Genomic DNA, 21,435 nt, shown 5'->3' on the forward strand with positions numbered 1-21,435 from the left:
CGGGCCGCCCGCACCGAGCCGTTCAGCCGCCGGCTGCCGCGCCCACCGAGTGACGAGGCGGCCGAGCCGCGGCATCCGGCACCAACTGCAGCACCTGGGATGTCCAGTCCCACACATCGTTGAACAACGACGGGCTGTCCGCCAGCGGAACACCCAGCGATGGGATCATCTCTTTGAGCCGCGGTTCCCAGCCCTGATACTCCGTGGCAAAACACCTGCGCAACACGTCCAGCATCGCGGGAACCGCTGTGGATGCGCCCGGCGAGGCGCCGAGCAGCCCCGCGATACTGCCGTCCTCGGCCGAGATCACCGCGGTGCCGAACTCCAACACACCACCGATCCCCTTGGGCCGGATCACCTGGACCCGTTGGCCGGCGACGATCAGTTCCCAGTCCTTGCCCTCGGCGTTCGGCATGAACTCCGACAAGGTACGGACCTGTCCGGGCTTGGTCTTGGCGAGCTCGGAGACCAAGTACATCGCCAACGGCATCTCGGTCGCACCGACACCGAGCAACGAGCCGATGTTGCGCGGCCGGACCGACTTGAACAGATCGGTGTACCGACCTGCCTTGAGGAATTTCGGCGACCAACCGGCGAACGGTCCGAACAACAGCCCCGGCTGCTTGTTGATCACGCGAGTGTCCAGGTGCGGCACCGACATCGGCGGCGCACCCTTGGCCGCCTTGCCGTACACCTTCGCGTGATGCCGACCGATCAGGTCGGGGTTGGTGCAGCGGAAGAACGCCCCACTGATCGGGAACCCGCCGAACCCCCGGGCTTCCTTGATCCCCGACTTCTGCAGCAGCGGAAGCGCACCGCCACCGGCCCCGACGAACACGAACTTGGCCGTCACGGTTCGGCGCGCACCATTGCGCAGGTTGCGGACCTTCACCTGCCAGCTGCCGTCGGACTGCCGGCTCAGATCGGTCACCTCGTGGCCGAAGTAGACCGCGCCGCCGGAGCTGCCGATGAAATTGACCAGCTGCGTGGTCAACGCGCCGAAGTCGACGTCGGTACCGCCGTCGGTCCAGTTCAGCGCGATCGGCTCACTGAAGTCGCGGCCGGCGGCCATCAGCGGCAATCGCCGGGTGAACTCGGCCGGGTCGTCGATGTAGGTCATTCCCGCGAACAACGGATTGCCCACCAGCGCCTCGTAGCGGGCCTTCAGGTACTTCGCGTTGTCCGCCCCGTGCACGAAGCTGACGTGCGGGATGGGGTTGATGAAGCTGGGGGGGTCGACCAGCACCCCGTTCTCGACCGCGTGCGCCCAGAACTGCCGCGATACCTGGAACTGCTCGTTGACCGCGATCGCCTTGGTGATTTCCACCCGGCCGTCGACGGTCTCCGGGGTGTAGTTCAACTCGCACAACGCGGAATGGCCGGTGCCCGCGTTGTTCCACGGATCGCTGCTCTCCGCGGCGGCCGCATCCAACCGCTCGAACAGTGTCAGCGACCAATCGGGCTGCAGCTGACGCAGCAACGCGCCCAACGTGGCGCTCATGATCCCGGCACCGATGAGCACGACGTCGGTCTTGATCACGGCTGAGTTCGGCGGAGCTGTTTCGGTAGTCACTGGACTGTCGACTTCCTTGTCGTCTGGCTCGGTATCGGGCGCGTACCGGCGGCGGCCGCAGATGCCGCCTGAGGTTACCGAGACGTTCACCGACTACGATTGTGCCCCTCCGGCCGGCGCCCGCGCGCCCGCTAGATTGGGATTGTGACGAACAACGCGCGGTCCGTCGACTGGGTGCCGGACGTGCTCGACGGCTATCTCCAGCGGCAGATCCCGCTCGGCACCGACCCGGACGGCGAAGGCGAAATCGGCGCCACCCTGGTTCGTCGCGAACCCGCAACACCCCCGCCGAGCGGCCTCGCGGTGTTGTACGTGCACGGTTACACCGACTATTTCTTTCAGCGGCACGTCGGGACCCACTTCGCCGAACGCGGCTACGCCTTCTACGCGCTCGACCTGCGCAAGTGCGGTCGGTCCCGACGACCCGGACAGACCGCGCACTACGTCGGCGACCTGGCGCTCTACGACACCGAACTCGACGAGGCCCTGCGGATCGTCCGGGCCGAGACCGGTGCCCGCGTGCTGGTGCTATCGCACTCGACCGGCGGCCTGGTGACGTCGCTGTGGTTGCACCGACGCAACACCGATCCGGCGTACCCCGGGGGCGCCCCGGCCGCGGGCATCTGCGGGATCGTCCTGAACAGCCCCTGGTTCGACCTGCACGGCCCGGCGATGTACCGCAGCGTGGGCACCACACTCATCGGTGTCGCCGGGCGGCTCCGCGGCCGCGCCATCCTGCCCGGACAGTCGAACAACACCTACGGCTCGTCGTTGCATTCGGCAGCACACGGTGACTGGGATTTCGACACCGAGTGGAAGCCGCTGTCCGGTATACCGATCCGGCTCGGCTGGCTGCGCGCGGTACGTCGCGGACAGGCCCGGCTGCATCGCGGCCTGAACCTCGGAACCCCGGCACTCGTGCTGCGCTCCAACCGATCCCGCTTCGCCGTACGTTACGAACCGGCGGTGGATCTGGCCGATGCGGTGCTCGACGTCGACCAGATCCAACGCTGGGCCGGCTGCCTCGGCGGACGAACCACGATCGTCCCGATCCCGGATGCCCGGCACGACGTCTTCCTGTCCGCGCCGACCCCGTTGGCCACCGCGTTCGCCGAACTCGACCTGTGGCTGGACTGGCTCGAACGCATCGGCACGGCTGGTCGGGCGCGCGTCTCGGCGGACTGACTGCGGCCGCGTCGCCGAGCGGGGTAGCGTCGCCTGATATGGAGTCTCGGCGGGTCGGCTCGGAGACCGGGGGCCGAACGGTGCGGATCGGCGGCCCGGTCTCATCCCGACATTCTGCGTTCTTGCTGCCCGACCGCGGCGAGCCACCCGAGTCCTACGACGCGGTCTGCGCGCGGCTGCACAACTCCGGTCTGCGGACCGTGGTGTTGGGCTCGATCGACGACCTGACGCCGGCCGCAGCCGCACCGTTGCTCGACGAACTGAGCCTGCCCTGGGTCACCCTGGTGGGGTATCGCGCCGGCGCCGAGCTGGCCTGGCGGACGGCGGCGGCGAACTCCGGACGATTCGTCAGCCTGGTCGCGATCGACCGCCCGCACCCGGCGGCGCTTGCCGCCGGCCACACCGATGCAGACCGCCGCACCGATCCCGACTGCCGACCGGTGGAAATGCCCACGACCCTGATCGTCGGCAGCGGGGCGGGCGCGGCCGCCACCCGCACCGGCCGGTACGTCTACGCCGAGTTCCGGTTGGTCCGGCTGAACGGCCGGACCGACCTTCTTCGAACAGCAAGCCACGAACTCGCCACCGAGATCGTGTTGCGTTCCAGCGCCTGGTAAGTGGGGTAGACGACGATGCGATTCCGGGCCATGACGGTGACGGCCGGACTGCTCGGCGCAGCATTGGTCTCGATCGTCATGCCGACGAATCCGGCTACTGCGCAACCGAACTCGGCGTCATCGTGGGAGATCGTCGAGCCGGCGCCACCACCGGACGACTTCTACGAGCTACCGGCCGACCTGGCGAGCTACCGGCCCGGCGCCGTGATCCGCAGTCGTCCCGTGCAGCTGGCCGCGCCGCCGGCCCGGGTCACAACCTGGCAATTGCTCTACCGGAGCACCGGCATGTCCGGAGCGCCCGCGGCCGCGGTGACCACACTGTTGGTGCCACTCGATCCGCCGGGACCGCACCGGCTGCTGTCGTATCAGGCCGCCGTCGACTCGACCGTGCGGACCTGTGCACCGTCCTACACCCTGCTACACGGCGAATCGGCCGACTCGACCGAACCCGCGCCGATCGAGACACCGTCGGTGGACCGGATGTTCGCCGCGGCCGGGTTGGCACAGGGCTGGACGGTGGCGATACCGGACCATGGCGGAATCGACAATCGGTTCCTCACCCCACGCCAGCCGGGCTGGGCGGTGCTCGACGGTATCCGCGCAGCAGCGGCGTTCGCGCCGGCCGGACTCGCCGGCACCGACACACCGGTCGCGCTGTGGGGGTATTCGGGCGGCGCGATCGCGAGCAGTTGGGCCGTCGAAGAGCAGCCCGGCTACGCTCCGGAACTGAATATCGTCGGCGCCGCGATCGGCGCCCCGGTGCGGGATCTGCCGGCGGCCCTGCGGTCGGTCGACGGCGCGTTGCTCGGCGGCTTGATCCCGGTGGGTCTCGGCGCGATCAGCAAGGATTCCGCCGAGTTCGCCCGCACCGTGGCCGGCTACCTGACCCCGGACGGACAGGCCCGGGTGGCCGAAACCCGCCGGCATTGCGTCCAGCAGAACCTGACGAGCAACCCTTGGTCGCGCCTCGACCAGCTACTGCGCGTACCGGTGGAACAGGCGTTGGCCGACCCGGTGATCGCCCGCGAACTGGCTGCTCGAGGCATCAGCGGCCGCTCGCCGACCGCCCCGGTCTACCTCTACAACGGCGTGAACGAAGAGGTCGCACCGATCGCGGCCACCGATCGTTTGGCCGACTCGTACTGCCGGGGCGGTACCCCGGTCGCCTACCGGCGAGAGGAACTGCCGCCGGCGTTGCCACCGCAGACGTTCACCACCCATGGCGCGGTGTACGCGGCCGCCACCCCGGCAGCGTTCGCCTGGCTGAAACAACGCATGACGCCCGGCGCAGCGCCGATGGTCGGCTGCGATATCCAAAGCCTGCCGAGCACATCGGCGACGCCGGAGGGCGCCGCCGAGTTCGGCTCGTTCCTGGCGGACGCCCTGCCCGGCGCGGTAAACCCCGGTCGCTGAGCCGGACGCCGCCGCCCCGGACCGAAGAACTGCAACACGTTCCAATACCGTCGCGAAACGGTTAGCCTGGCCTGATGCCAGAGACGACGGACGCGCGCCCCGCGATCGACGGATGGTGGAGCACCGACGATGCCGACGACGTACATCTGATCGGCGGCAAATGCCCGCAGTGCGCCACCTACGTCTTTCCTCCGCGAGAGCACACCTGCCCCAACCCGGCTTGCGAGAGCGACACCTTGGAGCTGGTACCGATGTCGCAGCGGGGAACGGTCTGGAGCTACACCGAGAACCACTACGCTCCCCCGCCGCCGTTCCCGGCAGCCGATCCGTTTCGGCCTTACGCGATCGCAGCGGTGCAGCTGGCCGAAGAGGGATTGATCGTGCTCGGTAAGGTCGTCGAAGGCACCGGCGTCGACCAGCTGCGGGTCGGCGCCACGATGGAGCTGACCGTCGAACGGCTCTACACCGACGACGCCGGCACCGACCGCACCGTCTACGCCTGGCGGTTGGCATGAGCCCGGACCCGATCTATATCCTCGGCGCCGGCATGCACCCGTGGGGCAAGTGGGGCCGCGACTTCACCGAGTACGGCGTCGCTGCCGCACGCGCCGCGCTCACCGACGCGAACCTCGATTGGCGCCAGATTCAGCTGGTCGCCGGAGCGGACACGATCCGCAACGGATATCCGGGCTTCATCGCCGGGTCGACGTTCGCCCAGAAGCTGGGGTGGAACGGCGTGCCGGTCTCGTCCAGTTACGCCGCCTGTGCGTCGGGATCGCAGGCACTGCAGTCGGCGCGGGCACACATCCTCGCAGGGTTCTGCGATGTCGCGTTGGTGATCGGCGCCGACACCACACCCAAGGGCTTCTTCGCGCCGGTCGGCGGCGAACGCCGCAACGATCCGGACTGGCAGCGATTCCACCTGATCGGCGCGACCAACCCGGTGTACTTCGCCTTGCTGGCCCGCCGCCGGATGGATCTCTACGGCGCAACGTTGGCAGACTTCGCGCAGGTCAAGGTGAAAAACGCCCGCCATGGCCGGCACAACTCGAACGCTCGCTACCGCAAAGAAGTGACGGTCGAGGATGTACTGGCCAGCCCGACCGTCGCCGACCCGTTGCGCTTGCTGGACATCTGCGCCACCTCCGACGGTGCCGCAGCGTTGATCGTGGCGAGTAAAGACTTCGCGCAACGCCATCTGGGCTCGGTCGATCGCGTACCGTCGGTCCGCGCGGTGTCCACCGTGACGCCGCAGTACCCGCAGCATCTGCCGGAGCTGCCGGACATCGCCACCGACTCGACTGCCGTGGTGGCGGAGCCGGAGCGGACGTTCAAAGATCAGATCCTCGACGCAGCCTATGCCGAGGCCGGGATCGGACCGGACGATGTCCGGGTCGCCGAGGTCTACGACCTGTCGACGGCGTTGGAGCTGGACTGGTACGAACATCTCGGGTTGTGCCGGCGTGGCGAAGCCGAGCACCTGCTGCGCAGCGGGGCGACGACGCTCGGCGGCCGGGTACCGGTGAACCCCTCCGGCGGTCTGGCCTGCTTCGGTGAAGCGATCCCGGCACAGGCGATCGCCCAGGTCTGCGAGCTGACCTGGCAACTGCGCGGGCAAGCCGGTGAACGCCAGGTGGAAAATGCCAACGTCGGAGTCACCGCCAACCAGGGCTTGTTCGGCCACGGCTCCTCGGTGATCGTCGCTACCTGAAAACCTGTCGGTGGGTCGTGATCCAATAGATATATGACCGCAGTCAGTGCTTTTACTCCCGGAAACGGGTTTGGTACCGGTTCTGCGCGGATGGTGTTGGCGGGGTTGCGGGCGGCACGGGCCGAGGCGGAGCGGGTCGCGGTGCAGCAGGCCGAGTTGACCGTCGACTGGTGTCGCTGGCACGCGCCGACCGGTGACACCGACGCTGACCGGTTCGGGATCGGCTGGGTGACGCCGGGTGGACCCGGTTCGCCGGAGGTCGACGAGGCGGCGGTTGCCGAGCTCTCGACCGCGTTGCGGCATTCGACCGATTCGGGGATGTCGTATGTCGGGGCGGTGCTCGAAGTTTGTTATCGGTTGCCCCGTCTCTGGGAACGCGTCAAGGCCGGGCAGACACCATGGTGGCGGGCCCGGCGGATCGCCGATGCCACTATCGGCTTGTCGCCGGAAGCGGCCGCGTTCGTCGATGAGCGGCTCGCGGCGTACGCGGGGACGGTGTCGTGGGCGCAGTTGGATCGGCTCGTCGACGAAGCTCGCATCCTCGCCGACCCCGAAGCTGCGGAGCAGGAATTGAATGCCGATACCCGGAAGGTGGACATCGACACCCGCACCGTCAGTCTGACCGGCACGGTCCGGATCGAGGGCGAGTTGGACCTGACCGATGCCGTGGACCTGAACCACGCCCTCGCCGATATCGCCGAGGATCTCGCGGCGTGTGGCAGCACCGACAGCCTGGATGCGCGGCGCTCGACCGCGCTGGGTGAACTCGCCCGCCGGCAACCCGGATTGCCGTTCGACGCAGCAGAACCCACCGAGAAGGTGACCGCGGAGCCGGCGATCGAACATGGCGAGCCCCAACCTGAGCTGTCGCGCGAGCAGGAACCGGTCTCGACCCGGCAGGACAGGGCTGCTGCGATACCGCCCGCCCTGCGCCGCCGGCCGCGTGATGTTCAGTTGCATGTGCACATCAGCATGGACCAGCTCACCGGTCCCGGCGGAGTGCTCGGCCGGGTCGACTCTTCGTCACCTACCCCGGTCAGCATCGACGCGATCCGCGCTTGGTGCGGCAGCCCGGACGCGAAAGTGACCGTCCGCCCGGTGCTGGACCTGGCCGGGCACGTCCAGACCGATGCGTATCAGATCCCGGACCGGCTGCGCGAACAGGTCGTGCAGACCAGCAGCACGTGTGTGTTCCCGTACTGCAACCGGCCCGCCCGCAGCTGCGACCTCGACCACACCCACCCGCATGACCGGGGCGGACCGACCAATAGCGACAACCTCGCCCCACTCTGCCGAAAACACCACCGGCTCAAAGGAAACCGCGGCTGGCACTACCAACGGCACACCCGCGGTGCTTATCTCTGGACCACGCCGGCCGGCGGAACCTACCTGCGCGACGGCACCGGCACCACCGACCTCACCCCACCCGGCAAACCCCCACCCCGGCCACCGGATTCTCCGGTGCTCCATCGACCGGGTCGTCCGCCGCCCACACCGGACGACGAACCCCCACCCTTCTGAACAACCCCGACACCGGCACCCCACCCCACCCCGCGGGGCCACCGGCATGTCGGGACCGGCTCGGCTCGAGCGCGGCGCTCAGAACAACATCTGAACGGTCTTCTCCTCGGTGTAGGACTCGATTCCGGCCGGGCCGAGCTCGCGGCCCAGGCCGCTGCCGGCGCGCCCACCCCAGGGCGTGGTCATGTCGGGGATGCCGAACCCGTTGATCCACACGTTGCCGACCCGCAGCTCCCGGGCGGCACGCTGGGCCAGGTTCAGACTCTCGGTGTAGACGATGGCGTTGAGCCCGAAGTGGGTGTCGTTGGCCAACGCGAAGGCTTCGTCCGGGGTGGCGAACGGCATGACGGTGGCGACCGGGCCGAAGATCTCCTCGCGCGCGATCTTCTGCTGTTGCCGGCCGACGAAAACCGTCGGCTCGACGAAGTAGCCGCCTCGATCGGCCCGGTTGCCGCCGGTCACCAGCGTCGCCCCTTCTTCCCGCCCGCTGTCCAGGTAGCCGACGATCCGGTTCAGCGCGGTGTCGTTGATCACCGGGCCCATACTGACCGACTCGTCGAACGGGTCGCCGAGGACGATTCCGCGAGCATGCTCGGCGAGCCGCTCCACTACCTCGTCGACCAGGCTTTCGTGCACGTAGACCCGAGTTCCGGCAGCGCACACCTGGCCCTGGTGGAGGAAGTTGCCGACCGCGATGAACGGCATGGCCGCATCGACGTCGGCGTCGGCGAAGACGATCTGCGGGTTCTTCCCGCCCAGCTCCAGGGTCACCTTGCGGAACTGCCCACCGGCATGGTTCGACATCATCGCACCCACTTCGGGGCTACCGGTGAACGACAGCTTGGCCAGCCCCGGATGCTGGGCGAGCGCCGCGCCGGCCTCCTCGCCGATGCCCGGCACGACGTTGAACACGCCGTCCGGAACACCCGCCTCCTGCAGGATCTCCGCCAGCCGCAGCAGCGACAGCGCCGCGTCCTCCGGCGGCTTGACCACGATGGTGTTGCCCGCTGCCAGGGCTGGGGCAATCTTCCAGCCGGCCACCACGATCGGGTTGTTCCACGGGGTGATGGCGCCGATCACGCCGAGCGGCTCGCGCAGGGTGTAGTTCAGCCGATGCCGGCCCGCATAGTCGGGTAACGCAACGGTGGAACCGTACAGTTTGTCGGCGTATCCGGCGTAGTACCGGAACGTGTCGACGCACGCCGGGATGTCGCCGAACAGCCCGTCCCGGTAGAGCTTGCCGACCTCCAGCGTCTCCAGCGCGGAGATCCGCTCGGCATCGGCGGCGATCCGGTCGGCGACATCCATCAGGATGCGGCCACGCGCGGCACCGCCCATCTGCACCCAACCGCCGGCGTCGAAGGCCTGCTGCGCCGCCTGGACCGCAGCGTCGACATCGACTGCGGCGCCGGCCGCGATGTCCGCCACGACGCCGCCGTCCGCCGGGTTGGTACTGGTGTAGGTGTTCCCCGAGGCGGCGGGCTGCCACCGCCCACCGATGAACATCTCGCGATGCGGCAGGGGCGGTGTCTTGGCTGCGGAATCGGTGGTGGACGAGGCAGTCATCGAAACTCCATCTGTCGGTGTGCGTGCGGACGGATCATTACTGCTGCTGATCAAGGCTGTTCGGCGCTGAGGCTGGCACCGATCGCGGCGGCCGCAGCGGCGACGCGCGCATGCCAGGTGGACGTGTCGACCGGCGCGAGGGTGACCACACCGACCGCGCATGGCAGACCCACCATGCCGGGCACGGCCGCCACCACCCCCTTCGCGCCGGGGGTGAGCTGGCCTTCGCTCTCGAAGGTGCCGGCCCGGCCGCTGCGGGCGGCGAGCAACGCCGCGCCCAGTGCGCCGACGCCCAGCGGGGTGCGGGTGCCGGTGCGGTAGGCGATGTGGAAGGTGGTGTGCAACGGCTCGGCGACCGCGACGGCAACCGCTTCGTCGCCCTCGGCAACCGCCAGATGTGCCGTGGCGCCGAGATCCGCGGCGAGCAGATCGAGTTCGGCCCGCGCCGCGTCGCGCAGGGTCTGCTGGATGCTCCGGATGAGTCGGGCTGCCCCCACACCGATCAGATACCGGCCGCCGTCTCCCCGATACAGCAGTCGGCGCTCGACCAAGGTGCTGACCAATCGGTGGGTCACCGTCCGGCCCACCGAGAGCCGCTCGCCCAACTCGGTCAGCGTCAGCCCGCGCGTACTCGCTGCCACCGCATCGAGCACATCCAGGCCGCGAGCGAGAGTTTGCGCCGTATCACCGGTTCCGCGGGCCGGACTCACGCCAGGTCCCGTTCCCGTGCCCAGGCTTCGACCGTGTCGATGCATTCGGCCAGCAACTCCGGCTGCCCCACGTAGTAGTGGGTTGCGCCCCGGATCAGGTGGTAACTCTTGTCCGTCGCCGCCAGCGCGTCCCGCACGATCCGGTTGTGGGTGGCCGGAACCGCGTCGTCGGCGGAGTTCTCGATCTGCAACACCGGCACGGCGCGGATCCGGGCAGCGTTGCGAGCGCCGGCGGCCGCCGAGTGCTCGTAGCTCCACTGGCTCAGCCAGGACCGCAGCGTGGTGTAGCGGGCCAGGCCGACCGGACCGACGTTCGCGGTGCGCGGATCGCCCAGATAGCAGACGCCGGGCGCGCGATCGTTGGGGTCGATCGTCGGATCGAGCCAGCGCACGTCACACATGGTGCGGTGCACCAGGAACGGCCGTTCCTGCTCCGGTCCGTCGGCATCGGCCAGCCGCTGCAGTTCGGCGCGCGCCCACGCGGAGATCCGGCGGTTACGCGCCCGTTGCGCGGCCCGGAACGCCGCCACGAACTCGGGCCGGTAGGGCGGCCGGTGCCGGGTATCGGCGGCGTAGATGTCGAATTCCGGGTCGCGGACATCCGGGTCGGTCTCGTCGTGGACCGACGGATCCATCCACTCGGTGAGCGTCTCGGCCCGGGACAGGTGCGCCGCGATGAACACGATCCCGTCTGCCGCCGGTAGCCGGGCGGATACCACGTCCACCGGGTCGCCGGCCGGCGTGTGGGTGATCCGCGGATCTTCGGCTTCGGCCTGATACAGCAACGACAACGAACCACCGCCGGACCAACCGACCAGCACCACCCGCTGGTAGCCGGCCTGCTCACGCGCCCAGCGAAGCCAGCTCGCCAGATCGAGGAGCACCTTCTCCATGATCAGCGCGGTGTCGTTCTTCGGGTATCGGGCATTGGCACACAGCACGTGCCGGCCGCGGGCCGCCAAAGCGACCGGCATCGGCAGCAGATTGAGCGTGGACGACGGATGCATGAACACGAACACCGTTCGCGCGGTAGCTGATTCGATCGGGCGGAGCAGCTGTCCCTCCAAAACCACCCCGTGCCCGCCGGTGAAGCCGTAGGTCTCCCGCACACTCGGCTGTTCCACGGTGTGCAAGACCAGCGCCACCCGGGTGAATGGCTCACTCATCGGCTATCCCGGGCCCACGGCCGGACCAGGTCCACGGATAGGACGGCTCGGCACTGGCGCGGCCGGCTTCGCCGATCTGCAACGGCCGGAAGGTATCCACCATGAATGCCATCTCGGTGGCCTCGGTGTGATTCGGTGAATCCAGGTAGGCCGCGCGCCGCGGTCCGTGGGTATAGCCGGCCGGGTGCAGCGACACGGAGCCGGTGATGATGCCCGAACCCTTGCGGGCGGCGGTCTCGCCGGCGAAGTAGAACATCACTTCGTCCGAGTCGGCGTTGGAGTGGTAGTACGGCACCTTGATCGAGCCCTCGCCGAACTCCAGCGGCCGCGGCACGAAGTTGCACACCACGAAGCCCGGCCCTTCGAATACCTGATTGGTCGGTGGCGGCTGAATGCGTTTGCCCACCAGCGGCACGATGTCGCGATAGTTGAACGCGTAGGGGTAGAGGTAACCGTCCCAGCCGACCACATCGAACGGGTGATGGTCGTACACCATCACGGTGCCGACCACGCCACCGTCCGCCCCGCGGTGCTTGACGTAGACCTCGGTGTCGCTCCCCGCGGCGTCTCCCCCCGGGACGACCAAGGGGTCGATCGGACCGCGGATGTCGCGTTCGTTGATGGGGGCACCCTCCAGGAACTGGCCGAACCGGGAGCGGTGCTTCGCCGGCGGATGCACATGGCCGGACGCCTCGATGCAGAGCGCGCGCAGCGGTCCGGCCGTGACGTCCGGCACCCACCGGTGGATCGTGGCTCGGGGTACCACCACGTTGTCACCCTGGCGGATGTCGACGGTGCCGAAGACGCTCTCCAGCCGTGCCGCGCCGGCCTCGACGAACACGATCTCGTCACCGATCGCGTTGCTGCACAGCGGCGACGGTTCGGTGCCGACCACGTACGAGATCCGGACATCCGGATTGGCCAGCACCAGCCGGCGGTGTCGTGTCAGGTCCTGCCCGGCGGCGTGGCCGAGGTCGGGCAGCCGGAAATGATGCGGTAGCAACGGGACGTTGGCGGTGACCGCGTCGTCGCCGGGGTGCCACGGGTAGGCGTCGACCAGGTTGGACGGAACATGCCGGTGGTACAGCAGCGACCCGGTGCTGGCGAAGCCCTCCTCGCCGATGAACTCCTCGAAGGTCGGCGAGCCGTCCGGCAGCGAATACAGCACGTGCCGGTCCCGGGGGATCGACCCGACCGCTCGGTAATACACCATCGCAACCTCCAACCATCCGGAATGGGGCCATCAGTGTCCGATATGCGGAATTTCTGCGCTGGAATGCTACCGCGCCAGCTCGATCACGGCATCGACATCGACATGTTGCTGCACCAGGTCGGCCAACAGGTCCAACTGCGCGGCCCGCACCCGCGCCACCGACGTGTCCGGGGAAACCACGAATCCGCTTCGCCCGCTGTGCCGATCGACCTCGCGCAGGTAGCGGCGACGAAACTCGTCGCATTCCAGCAAGCCGTGCCAGTGCGTGCCGGTCACAACGTCCCGGACGCTGCCTTCCGGGATACCGTCGGAACGCCGCAGCAGCGCCGGATCGCCCCGGCGCACCACCCGGCCGTGGTGGATTTCGTACCCGCTCACCGCGATCGTTCCCGCCCTGCCGGAGACCCGCCGCAACACCTTCTGCGGCGCGAACCGAACCTCCAGCTCGAGCAGGCCCAACCCGGGCACCGTTCCGGCACCGGATTCCACCTCGTCGACGATCCGGGTTCCGAGCATCTGGTAGCCGCCGCAGATCCCGAGCACCGACCGGCCGGCCCGGACCCGGCGGACCAGTTCGGCGGCGATGCCGGTCGTGCGCAGCCAGGCCAGATCGGCCACGGTGGCCTTGGTACCCGGCAGCACCACGAGGTCCGCGTCGGCGATCCGGGACGGATCGCTCACCCAGCGCACGGCGACACCGGGTTCGCAGGCGAGCGCTTCGACGTCGGTCGAGTTGGACACCCGGGGCAACCGGATCGCCGCGACGGTGAGCCAGCGTGAACCCAGCGGCGGCCCCGGCCGACCGACCGGGGCGTCGGCGACGGTGCCGAGCGAGTCCTCCGCATCGAGCCACAGCTCCGGCTCGAACGGCACCACCCCGAGCGTGGGCACCTCGGTCCGCCGGGTGAGTTCGTCCAGTCCGGGACGCAGGATCTCCACGTCCCCGCGGAACTTGTTGACGACGAATCCCCTGATTCTGGCGCGATCGGCCGGCTCCAGGATCATCACCGTGCCGTACAGATGCGCCAACAGCCCACCCCGGTCGATGTCGCCTACCAACAGCACCGGAAGATCGCCCGCCTCGGCGAGCCCCATGTTCGCCAGATCGGTTGCCCGGAGGTTGATCTCGGCGGGCGAACCGGCCCCCTCACAGATCACGAACTCGAAATCGTCGCGTAGCCCGGCCAGCTCGGCGGCGACCACCGCGCGCAGCGCTTCCCGGTGCCGGACATAATCGCGGGCACCGACCGAACCCCGGACCCGGCCGCGGACCACCAGCTGCGAGCGCCGGTCGCTGCCCGGCTTGAGCAGTACCGGGTTGAATCGCACGCTGGGCTCGAGCCCGCACGCAGTCGCCTGCAACGCCTGGGCCCGGCCGATCTCGCCGCCGTCGAGGGTGACGACCGAATTGTTCGACATGTTCTGCGCCTTGAACGGCGCAACGCGCACGCCCCGCCGGGCCAGCAACCGGCACAGCCCGGCCACGAGGACGCTCTTCCCGGCATCGGAGGTGGTGCCGGCAACCAACAGCGACCGGCCGCGGGTCACGGAAGCGTCAGGATCTCGGCTCCGGCGTCGGTGACCACGAGAGTGTGCTCGAACTGGGCGGTCCATCGGCGATCGGCGGTGACGACGGTCCATCCGTCGTCCCAGATCTCGTAGTCGGCGGTACCCAGATTGATCATCGGCTCGATGGTGAAGGTCATCCCCGGCTCGATCACCGACGTCACGCTGGGCTGGTCGTAGTGCAGGATGATCAGGCCGCTGTGGAAGGTCGGGCCGACGCCATGACCGGTGAAGTCGCGCACGACGCCGTAGCCGAACCGGTTGGCATACGACTCGATCACTCGGCCGATCACGTTCAGAGCGCGGCCCGGCCGCACCGCTTTGATCGCCCGCATCGTCGCCTCGTGGGTCCGCTCCACCAGCAGCCGCACCTCGTCGTCGACGTCACCGGCCAAGAAGGTGGCGTTGGTGTCGCCGTGCACCCCGTGGATGTAGGCGGTGACATCGATGTTGACGATGTCGCCGTCCTCGACCACCGTCGAGTCCGGGATGCCGTGACAGATCACCTCGTTCACCGAGGTGCAGCACGATTTCGGAAAACCTTTGTAGCCCAGGGTCGACGGATAGGCGCCGTGGTCGCACATGTATTCGTGGGCGATCCGGTCCAACTCGTCGGTGGTCACGCCGGGCGCGACCGCCGCACCGGCCGTGGCGAGCGCCTGCGCCGCGATCCGGCCGGCGATCCGCATCTTCTCGATGGTCTCCGGCGTCTGCACCCACGGCTCGTGGCCCTCGTTCGCGGTCTTACGGCCGACGTACTCGGGCCGTTCGATCGCCCGTGGCACCGCGCGGGTAGGGGAAAGGGTCCCGGGGCGCAGGGCAGTGCGGGTCGGCATGCTTCGAGGGTAGCCGCCACCGCAGACGCAGCGCATCCGACACCGCCGGTAGCGTACATCCGAGCGGTTGACGTCGTACCCCCATCGTCGGAGGTCTCACGTGCGGTTGATCCAGGTGCCCCCGGGCTTGCTCGTCTCGTCCGGCTTGCTCGTCGCGCTGACGGTTGCGGTCAATCTCGGCGGCCCGGTCGCCCTGGTCGACCACGCGGGCGCGGTCCTGACTGTCGAACATTCGAGTTGGCGCAAGGTACGGGTCGCTCAAATCGTCTCGTCGGTCGGCGACCCGCACCATCTGATCCCGCTCACCTTCGTCGCGGCGCTGGGTGTCGCGGTCCTGCGGCGCTCCGGGCTGCGCGGCGCCCTGATCGTCGCGACGGTCGGGATCGCCTGTGCGATCAGCCTGATCATGAAAGACCTGCTGCCGTCCCCTCGTCCCGACATCGGATTCACCAACGTGCTGCACGCGTACCCGTCCACGCACACGACGGCGACGGCCACCTTGTTCGGCGCGATCGCGGTCACCGCCTTCGCCCGCCGGAAAGTCCAGGATCTGGCGCTGGTGCTCGCCGCCCTGGGCGGCCTCGCCGTGGGGCTCGCCCGGGTCGTCGTGCAGGCGCACTGGCCGTCCGACATCGTCGGCGGACTGCTGCTCGGCGGCGTCGCCGTGTTCGCGCTGCGCTGGTTCTGCGACACGACCGGACGACCGATCAGTCCAGCAGATCCTCGTACCGGAACTCGGTCGCGATCGGCACCACGGCGTCCGCTTCCCGTCGCCGCAGGTCGACCCGACGGATCTTCCCGGAGATGGTCTTGGGTAACTCGTAGAACTCGACCCGACGCACCTTCAGGTACGGGGCAAGGTGGTCGCGGGCATACTCCATGATCTGGCGGGCGGTATCCGCGCTCGGCTCCCAGCCCGCGGCGAGCGCGACATACGCCTTCGGGAGGGCGAGCCGGGTGGCATCCGGCTGCGGTACCACGGCCGCCTCCACCACAGCCGGATGTTCGATCAATACGCTCTCCAGCTCGAACGGTGACACCTTGTAATCGGCGGACTTGAACACGTCGTCGGTGCGGCCGATGTAGGTGATGTAGCCGTCGGCGTCCCGGACGGCCACGTCCCCGGTGTGGTAGTACCCTCCGGCCATCGCCGCGGCGTTGCGCTCCGGATCGTCGAGGTAGCCGGTCATCAGGTTCACCGGACGGCGGCTCAGGTCCAGACAGATCTCCCCCTCGTCGGCCGGCTCGCCGGTGAGCGGATCGACCAGCACCACCGGCACGCCGGGCATCGGCCGGCCCATCGATCCCGGCTTCACGGGTTGCCCTGGGGTGTTGCCGATCTGCAACGTGGTCTCGGTCTGTCCGAACCCGTCCCGGATGACGAGCCCCCACGCCCGCTCGACCTGGGCGATCACGTCCGGGTTGAGTGGCTCACCGGCACCGACGACCTCGCGCAGGCCGGTCGGGCGCTCGCCGAGATCGGCCTGGATCAGCATCCGCCAGACCGTCGGCGGGGCGCAGAAGGTGTTCACCCCGGCGCGACGAATCTGGCCGAGCAACGCGGCAGCATCGAACCGGGTGTAGTTGTAGACGAAGATCGTCGCCTCGGCGATCCACGGCGCGAAGAAGCAGCTCCAGGCGTGCTTGGCCCAGCCCGGCGAACTGATCGCCAGGTGTACGTCGCCGGGCCGGACCCCGATCCAGGCCATCGTCGTCAGGTGCCCGACCGGGTAACCGACCTGGGAGTGCTGCACCAGCTTCGGCCGACTGGTGGTGCCGGAGGTGAAATAGACGAGCAACGGATCGTCGGGTTTCGTACCGGCGACGAACGGGCCCGGCCGGACCGGGTCGGTCTCGTCGACCTCGGCGGTGTAGGCCGACCAGCCGGCCGGCGGCTCGCCCCCGACCGCGATCCCGACGTACGCACCGGGCACGTCGGCGAACTTCGGCACATCGACGAGGTTCGCGATGACGAACCGGGCTTTACCACGATCGATCCGGTCGCGCAGATCCTCGGCGCCGAGTGCCCCGGTGGTCGGCATGACCACCGCGCCGAGTTTCGCCACCGCCAGCATCGACTCCCACAACTCGACCTGGTTCCCGAGCATGACGATCACCCGGTCACCCCGAGCGACGCCGAGTCGGGCGAGCCGGCCGGCGAGCCGGTCGGACCGCTCGGCCAGTTCGGCGAAGGTGAGCCGCTGCTCCCGGCCGTCCTCCTCGACGATCCACAACGCGAGCCGCCCGTTGTCCCGTGCGATCACGTCGAACCAGTCGGTCGCCCAGTTGAATTCGCCGGAGATGGCCGGCCAGGAGAACGTCGCGACGGCAGTCTCGTAATCGTCGGTCGACGCGACGAGAAAATCCCGGGCAGCGCGGTAGCGGTCGGTGTTGGCCGTCATGGTGGCGATCCCTCCGGTCGGTCGGGCCCTCTACCGAACATGATGTCGATCACATCGTGGACACGCCACCGAACGCGCGCCGCGGCGGGTCGTCCGGCGGTCCGGACCGACCTGGAGCGCGCCGAAACCGATCGGTGGCGAGCGCTGATGATCGGCCGATCGCGGGGTATGGTGACCACCGAACGACCGGGAGTAGTGCCTGGCCCGGAGCTGTGGAGTGGACGATGAACCAGGCGGCAGGTCTTGCGAGCCGGGAACTCACCCTCGATGCCTGGTTGACCCGCCTCGCAGCGGCCGATCCCGACCACGAGCACACTGCCGAAGGCATCCACTACTGGGCGTTCCCGAGCGACGCACTGCTCACCGAGTACCTGGCCACCTGCGCCGACCGCACCCCCACCGAGGTGCGGGATCTGCTGCGCTGGTTCCTCTTCGACTGCACCACCTTCGGCGCCGACCACGACATCGTCGCCCGGATGGCGCGTGACCCCATCTCGAACGCGCACCTGTCTCGGCACAAGGAGTACTACCGGCGGCTGCCGGAGGTGACCCTGGGCCGGATCCCGGCACATCAGGGCGTCCGCTGGGCGCTCGACCTGCTGCCCGACCATCCGCAACTCGCGGTCACCGTGATCGAGAGCTATCTGGTCGCGGCCTGGGATGTGTTACCGCAGGGGCGGATCCACGGGTTGCAGGACGCCGTCGCGGTGATCGGTGCCCGCTTCCGGCCCGCCGATCACGCCGGCGAGTCGATCCAGTCGCTGCGCACGATCAGTCCGCACGATTTCGAGCTGCTGGTCGGCCGACTGTACGAAGAGTACGGCTACAAGACGGTGCTCACCGATCCGGCCGTGGGCGGTGGCCGCGACATCGAGGCAACCATGCAAGACGGTCGGCGGGAAGAGAAGCTGCTGTTGTTCTGTCGGCACAACTGCGATGTGACCACGCCCGACCAGGCCGAGCTGTTGGTCGGAGCGGCCCGTACCACCCATGCTGCCGGCGGCGTGTTGGTCACCTCGGCTCCGATCACCGACGAAGTGCGTGCCCTGGCCGCGACCCACCGCAAGTTCGAGGTCGTCGGCGGTGAGCAGCTGGTGGAACTGCTGAACGAGGCATTCGGCGCCCAATGGCCGAACCGGCTGGACGCGCTGCTCTGGCGCTCTCGCCGCGAGCCGGATCAATAATCTTCCGGGAGCGCAGCGAACATGTCCCGGGTGACCGCGACCGCGTTGTCCGAGCTGCCGCCACGCACCACCAGCGTGGCGAACGCCAGGTCGCCCCGGTAGCCGACGAACCAGGCGTGCGACCCGCCCTCGACCTCCGCTTCCCCGGTCTTGCCGTATACCTCGCCCTGGTCGGCGATCCGCTCGGCGGTGCCGCTGGTCACCACCGACCGCATCATCGGGCGTAGCCCGGCCACGACGTCGGCCGACACGGCCGGGCGATCGCCCGTCACCGTCGTCTCCCGACCCGCGATCAGATGCGGTACCAGCGCCGAGCCGTGTGCCACCGCGGCCGCGGCCAACGCCATGCCGAACGGGCTGACCAGCACCTTGCCCTGGCCGAAGCCGTCCTCGGTGCGGACCACCAGGTCGTCGGCCGGCGGCACCGAGCCCGAACTGGTCGGCAGTCCGACAACCTGATAGCTCGGCCCGATGCCGAACGCCGCGGCGGCGTTGGTCAGCGCGTCCGGGCGCAGCTCGCTCGCCAGCTTGGCGAAGGTGGTATTGCACGAACGCGCGAACGCGGTGCTCATCGGTACCGTGCCCAGGGCGAACTCGTCGTAGTTGGGAATCGACCGCTCGCCGATCTCGATCCGTCCCGGGCAGGGCACCGGGGTCTCCGGGCCGGCAAGCCCCTGCTCGATCGCCGCCGCAGCAGTGACGATCTTGAATGTGGACCCCGGCGGGTAGAGGCCGGTGGTTGCAATCGGGCCGTCCCGGTCGGCGGCCTTGTTCTGCGATACCGCAAGGATGTCCCCGGTCGAGGGCTGGATCACCACCATCATGGTCTGCTCGACCCGAGCGTCCACCGCCGCCTGCGCTGCGGTCTGGATCGGCCGGTCCAGACTGACGGTGAACGACGGCGCCGGCTGCGGGGGTGTCTCGGTGAGCACGTCGGTATCCACCCCGTAGGCATTGACCGTGACCACGCTCCAGCCGGCCTTGCCGTCGACCTCGTCGATCACCGTCTTGCGCACCTGCGAGATCAGGTCGGGGGCGAAATCTTTGTCCACCGAGACCAACTCGGCGTCGTCACGCACGCTCACCCCGGGGATCGCGGCGAGCCCGTCGCGCACCTGCTCGTAGTCGTCCTGGCGCAGCGTGGCCACCAGGTACCACCCCTTCGTCGCCGTCGACGACTCGGCGATCGCCTGCGCGGTCACCGTCCGATCGAACCGTTGCAGGATCTTTGCCAGGGAGTCCGCGGTGGTCGCGATATTGCCCGCGGAAGCCGCGTCGAGGCGCACCCGATAGACCGTCCCGGGCACGAGCACGTCGGAGCCGGCATGCTCGTTCACCCGCGCCCGGGGCGCCGGCGTGGTCCGCAGCGACATCGTCTGCGTATCGCCGAGTCGAGGATGGATGTCGGTCGAGGTCCAGCGCACCTGCCAATCCCCGCCCCGCCGACCCATCTGCAGCTGTCCGGTGTAGCGCCAGGTCCGGTCCTTGGGTAGCTGCCACTCGTAGGTGTAATCCACCGTCGCGGTGTCCCCGCTCACCCGGGCCGAGCCCAACGTGGCGGTCAGCGATGTCGCCTGCAGATCGGCCCACGCGTCGGCGAGCGCCGGGTGCGCCTTGGCCGGATTGTCGGTCCGCGCCGCCGCGGCCGTGACATCGGCTGCAGCAAACGCTGCGGCGAACCCGGCGGCGGCCGGAATGGGCCCCTGCGCCGCCGGGGTGCATCCGGTGACCCCGGCCGCCGTGGCGGCCAGCGCCATGACGACCAGGATGCGCTGGATCATTGCCGGCATCGTAATGCCGATACCGACGGACCAGCCGGATACACGCTTGCGACACGACGCCGGACCACCTGACCACGCCGGGCGGTCGGCCGCGCGTCAGTCCCGAAGTCCCTGCACCAGCGTCGCGATCTCGTCCGGTCGGTACGGTGCGGTATCCCGGTGGTCCCGGTAGGCGACGAGCCGCTCGGTCGGCGCACCGAACTCGCCCAGGTAGCCGCCCGCGGCGACCAGCACCCGGCCGGATATGTTCGCGGCGAGTTCGCTGGCCAGGTAGACGTAGAGCGGTGCGACGAACTCGGCCGGCGGCGGGTCCAATGCGCCGGCGAGTGACAGGTCGTCGAGCAGCTTCCGGCGGTTCAGCTCACGGATCGTCGCGGTGTAGTCCGCCCCGGTCGACAGTCGGGTGCGCGCGCCCGGACAGACCGCGTTCACCCGGACGTCGTGCTCGGCCAGCTCGGCGGCCAGCGCGTAGGTCAGGCTGATCACCGCGCCCTTACCGGCGGCGTAACCGGTACCGCCGAATCGCCCGGTGTACGCATGCGAGGCAGTGTTCACGATCGCACCACCGCCCGCGGCGACCAGGTGTGGAGCGAAGACCCGGCAGGTCTCGAAGGTGCTGTGCAGGTGCGATGCCAGCAGCTCGTGCCACTGCGCCGAGGTGACGTTCACGATCGACGATCCCGGCTGCTCCGCGGTGCCGGCACAGTTGACCAAAACTCCGACGCGTCCCAGCGACACCCCGGCCGCGAGCAGCCGCTCGGCGATGGCGGGATCGGCGGCCGACCCGACAACGCCATCTGCCACCGCACCGGCGGCGACGAGCGCAGCGACCGCGGTCTCGACCGCCGCCGCATCCCGACCGTTGACCACGACCGCCGCACCGCTGGCGGCCAAGCCCTGCGCTACCGCAAACCCGATGCCGCGCGACGAACCCGCGACCACCGCGACGGTGTCGCAGAGCAGTCCCGCCGACCGCTTCGCCATGTCCACT

The 21,435-nt window shown here is 69.1% G+C and carries 17 protein-coding genes and 1 pseudogene; 8 read left to right on the plus strand and 10 right to left on the minus strand.

The window, feature by feature from the left end; translation table 11 throughout:
* Positions 1 to 22 precede the first annotated feature (22 nt).
* Positions 23 to 1,501: a malate dehydrogenase (quinone) gene (gene mqo, locus KV203_RS11905; RefSeq protein ID WP_246600952.1), complete on the minus strand. Its 1,479-nt coding sequence runs from the start codon at positions 1,499 to 1,501 to the stop codon at positions 23 to 25.
* A 216-nt stretch (positions 1,502 to 1,717) separates the two neighbouring features.
* Here mqo and KV203_RS11910 point away from each other — a divergent pair, with 216 nt between their 5' ends.
* From KV203_RS11910 to KV203_RS11935, 6 genes are all read left to right on the plus strand, one after another.
* Positions 1,718 to 2,758 carry an alpha/beta hydrolase gene (locus KV203_RS11910; protein WP_066470893.1) on the plus strand — a complete coding sequence of 347 codons (1,041 nt, stop codon included), beginning with the start codon at positions 1,718 to 1,720 and terminating at the stop codon, positions 2,756 to 2,758.
* Positions 2,759 to 2,796: 38 nt separating this feature from the next.
* Positions 2,797 to 3,375: an alpha/beta hydrolase gene (locus KV203_RS11915; protein WP_066470895.1), complete on the plus strand. Its 579-nt coding sequence runs from the start codon at positions 2,797 to 2,799 to the stop codon at positions 3,373 to 3,375.
* Between the two features lie 30 nt (positions 3,376 to 3,405).
* On the plus strand, positions 3,406 to 4,788 hold the full coding sequence (locus KV203_RS11920) for a lipase family protein (protein WP_169797506.1): 1,383 nt from the start codon (positions 3,406 to 3,408) through the stop codon (positions 4,786 to 4,788).
* Positions 4,789 to 4,862: 74 nt separating this feature from the next.
* On the plus strand, positions 4,863 to 5,303 hold the full coding sequence (locus KV203_RS11925; protein ID WP_066470901.1) for a Zn-ribbon domain-containing OB-fold protein: 441 nt from the start codon (positions 4,863 to 4,865) through the stop codon (positions 5,301 to 5,303).
* Entirely contained in the window at positions 5,300 to 6,499 is a 1,200-nt protein-coding gene (locus KV203_RS11930; RefSeq protein ID WP_066470904.1) for a lipid-transfer protein, read from the plus strand. Before KV203_RS11925 ends, KV203_RS11930 begins: the two co-directional genes overlap by 4 nt.
* Before the next feature lie 33 nt (positions 6,500 to 6,532).
* Positions 6,533 to 8,020, plus strand: coding sequence for an HNH endonuclease signature motif containing protein (locus tag KV203_RS11935; protein WP_218820987.1), 1,488 nt, complete (start codon positions 6,533 to 6,535; stop codon positions 8,018 to 8,020).
* 78 nt (positions 8,021 to 8,098) lie between these two features.
* On the opposite strand, the gene KV203_RS11940 is transcribed toward KV203_RS11935, so the two are convergent.
* The 6 genes from KV203_RS11940 to map all read right to left on the minus strand — a co-directional run bounded on the left by KV203_RS11940 (position 8,099) and on the right by map (position 15,077).
* On the minus strand, positions 8,099 to 9,586 hold the full coding sequence (locus KV203_RS11940; protein WP_066475096.1) for an aldehyde dehydrogenase family protein: 1,488 nt from the start codon (positions 9,584 to 9,586) through the stop codon (positions 8,099 to 8,101).
* 50 nt (positions 9,587 to 9,636) lie between these two features.
* Positions 9,637 to 10,296, minus strand: a complete 660-nt coding sequence (locus KV203_RS11945; RefSeq protein ID WP_066475097.1) for a helix-turn-helix domain-containing protein — start codon at positions 10,294 to 10,296, stop codon at positions 9,637 to 9,639.
* On the minus strand, positions 10,293 to 11,462 hold the full coding sequence (locus KV203_RS11950; RefSeq protein ID WP_066475098.1) for an alpha/beta hydrolase family protein: 1,170 nt from the start codon (positions 11,460 to 11,462) through the stop codon (positions 10,293 to 10,295). The genes KV203_RS11945 and KV203_RS11950 overlap by 4 nt, the downstream gene beginning before the upstream one ends.
* Positions 11,455 to 12,675, minus strand: a complete 1,221-nt coding sequence (locus tag KV203_RS11955) for a homogentisate 1,2-dioxygenase (RefSeq protein ID WP_066475138.1) — start codon at positions 12,673 to 12,675, stop codon at positions 11,455 to 11,457. The genes KV203_RS11950 and KV203_RS11955 overlap by 8 nt, the downstream gene beginning before the upstream one ends.
* 66 nt (positions 12,676 to 12,741) lie before the next feature.
* Entirely contained in the window at positions 12,742 to 14,223 is a 1,482-nt protein-coding gene (locus KV203_RS11960; protein WP_066475100.1) for a cobyric acid synthase, read from the minus strand.
* Complete coding sequence (gene map / locus KV203_RS11965) at positions 14,220 to 15,077, minus strand: type I methionyl aminopeptidase (RefSeq protein ID WP_066475103.1); 858 nt, start codon at positions 15,075 to 15,077, stop codon at positions 14,220 to 14,222. The genes KV203_RS11960 and map overlap by 4 nt, the downstream gene beginning before the upstream one ends.
* Before the next feature lie 406 nt (positions 15,078 to 15,483).
* Between map and KV203_RS19660 the strand changes: the two are divergent.
* Positions 15,484 to 15,702: pseudogene (locus KV203_RS19660) on the plus strand (phosphatase PAP2 family protein); the annotation flags it as partial.
* An 82-nt stretch (positions 15,703 to 15,784) separates the two neighbouring features.
* Here the strand turns inward: KV203_RS19660 and KV203_RS11970 are convergent.
* A complete protein-coding gene (locus KV203_RS11970) occupies positions 15,785 to 17,479 on the minus strand; it encodes an AMP-binding protein (RefSeq protein ID WP_066475110.1) in 1,695 nt (564 codons plus the stop codon).
* A gap of 224 nt (positions 17,480 to 17,703) precedes the next feature.
* On the opposite strand from KV203_RS11970, the gene KV203_RS11975 reads away from it, so the two are divergent.
* Positions 17,704 to 18,663, plus strand: a complete 960-nt coding sequence (locus KV203_RS11975; RefSeq protein ID WP_157079997.1) for a restriction endonuclease — start codon at positions 17,704 to 17,706, stop codon at positions 18,661 to 18,663.
* On the opposite strand, the gene KV203_RS11980 is transcribed toward KV203_RS11975, so the two are convergent.
* Together KV203_RS11980 and KV203_RS11985 are read right to left on the minus strand one after the other, a co-directional pair.
* Positions 18,657 to 20,444, minus strand: a complete 1,788-nt coding sequence (locus KV203_RS11980; protein WP_217996022.1) for a penicillin-binding transpeptidase domain-containing protein — start codon at positions 20,442 to 20,444, stop codon at positions 18,657 to 18,659. The two genes, KV203_RS11975 and KV203_RS11980, sit on opposite strands and share 7 nt — an antisense overlap.
* A 96-nt stretch (positions 20,445 to 20,540) precedes the next feature.
* On the minus strand, positions 20,541 to 21,428 hold the full coding sequence (locus KV203_RS11985) for an SDR family NAD(P)-dependent oxidoreductase (RefSeq protein ID WP_066475120.1): 888 nt from the start codon (positions 21,426 to 21,428) through the stop codon (positions 20,541 to 20,543).
* Positions 21,429 to 21,435 lie beyond the last annotated feature (7 nt).

This window comes from Skermania piniformis, from assembly GCF_019285775.1.
GTDB lineage: Bacteria > Actinomycetota > Actinomycetes > Mycobacteriales > Mycobacteriaceae > Skermania > Skermania pinensis.

Coding starts and splice junctions, on each gene's coding strand:
- mqo (WP_246600952.1), bottom strand. CDS start 1,501: ATGAGCGCCACGTTGGGCGCGTTGCTGCGTCAGCTGCAGCCCGATTGG.
- KV203_RS11915 (WP_066470895.1), top strand. CDS start 2,797: ATGGAGTCTCGGCGGGTCGGCTCGGAGACCGGGGGCCGAACGGTGCGG.
- KV203_RS11920 (WP_169797506.1), top strand. CDS start 3,406: ATGACGGTGACGGCCGGACTGCTCGGCGCAGCATTGGTCTCGATCGTC.
- KV203_RS11925 (WP_066470901.1), top strand. CDS start 4,863: ATGCCAGAGACGACGGACGCGCGCCCCGCGATCGACGGATGGTGGAGC.
- KV203_RS11930 (WP_066470904.1), top strand. CDS start 5,300: ATGAGCCCGGACCCGATCTATATCCTCGGCGCCGGCATGCACCCGTGG.
- KV203_RS11935 (WP_218820987.1), top strand. CDS start 6,533: ATGACCGCAGTCAGTGCTTTTACTCCCGGAAACGGGTTTGGTACCGGT.
- KV203_RS11940 (WP_066475096.1), bottom strand. CDS start 9,586: ATGACTGCCTCGTCCACCACCGATTCCGCAGCCAAGACACCGCCCCTG.
- KV203_RS11950 (WP_066475098.1), bottom strand. CDS start 11,462: ATGAGTGAGCCATTCACCCGGGTGGCGCTGGTCTTGCACACCGTGGAA.
- KV203_RS11955 (WP_066475138.1), bottom strand. CDS start 12,675: ATGGTGTATTACCGAGCGGTCGGGTCGATCCCCCGGGACCGGCACGTG.
- map (WP_066475103.1), bottom strand. CDS start 15,077: ATGCCGACCCGCACTGCCCTGCGCCCCGGGACCCTTTCCCCTACCCGC.
- KV203_RS11970 (WP_066475110.1), bottom strand. CDS start 17,479: ATGACGGCCAACACCGACCGCTACCGCGCTGCCCGGGATTTTCTCGTC.
- KV203_RS11975 (WP_157079997.1), top strand. CDS start 17,704: ATGAACCAGGCGGCAGGTCTTGCGAGCCGGGAACTCACCCTCGATGCC.
- KV203_RS11980 (WP_217996022.1), bottom strand. CDS start 20,444: ATGATCCAGCGCATCCTGGTCGTCATGGCGCTGGCCGCCACGGCGGCC.
- KV203_RS11985 (WP_066475120.1), bottom strand. CDS start 21,428: ATGGCGAAGCGGTCGGCGGGACTGCTCTGCGACACCGTCGCGGTGGTC.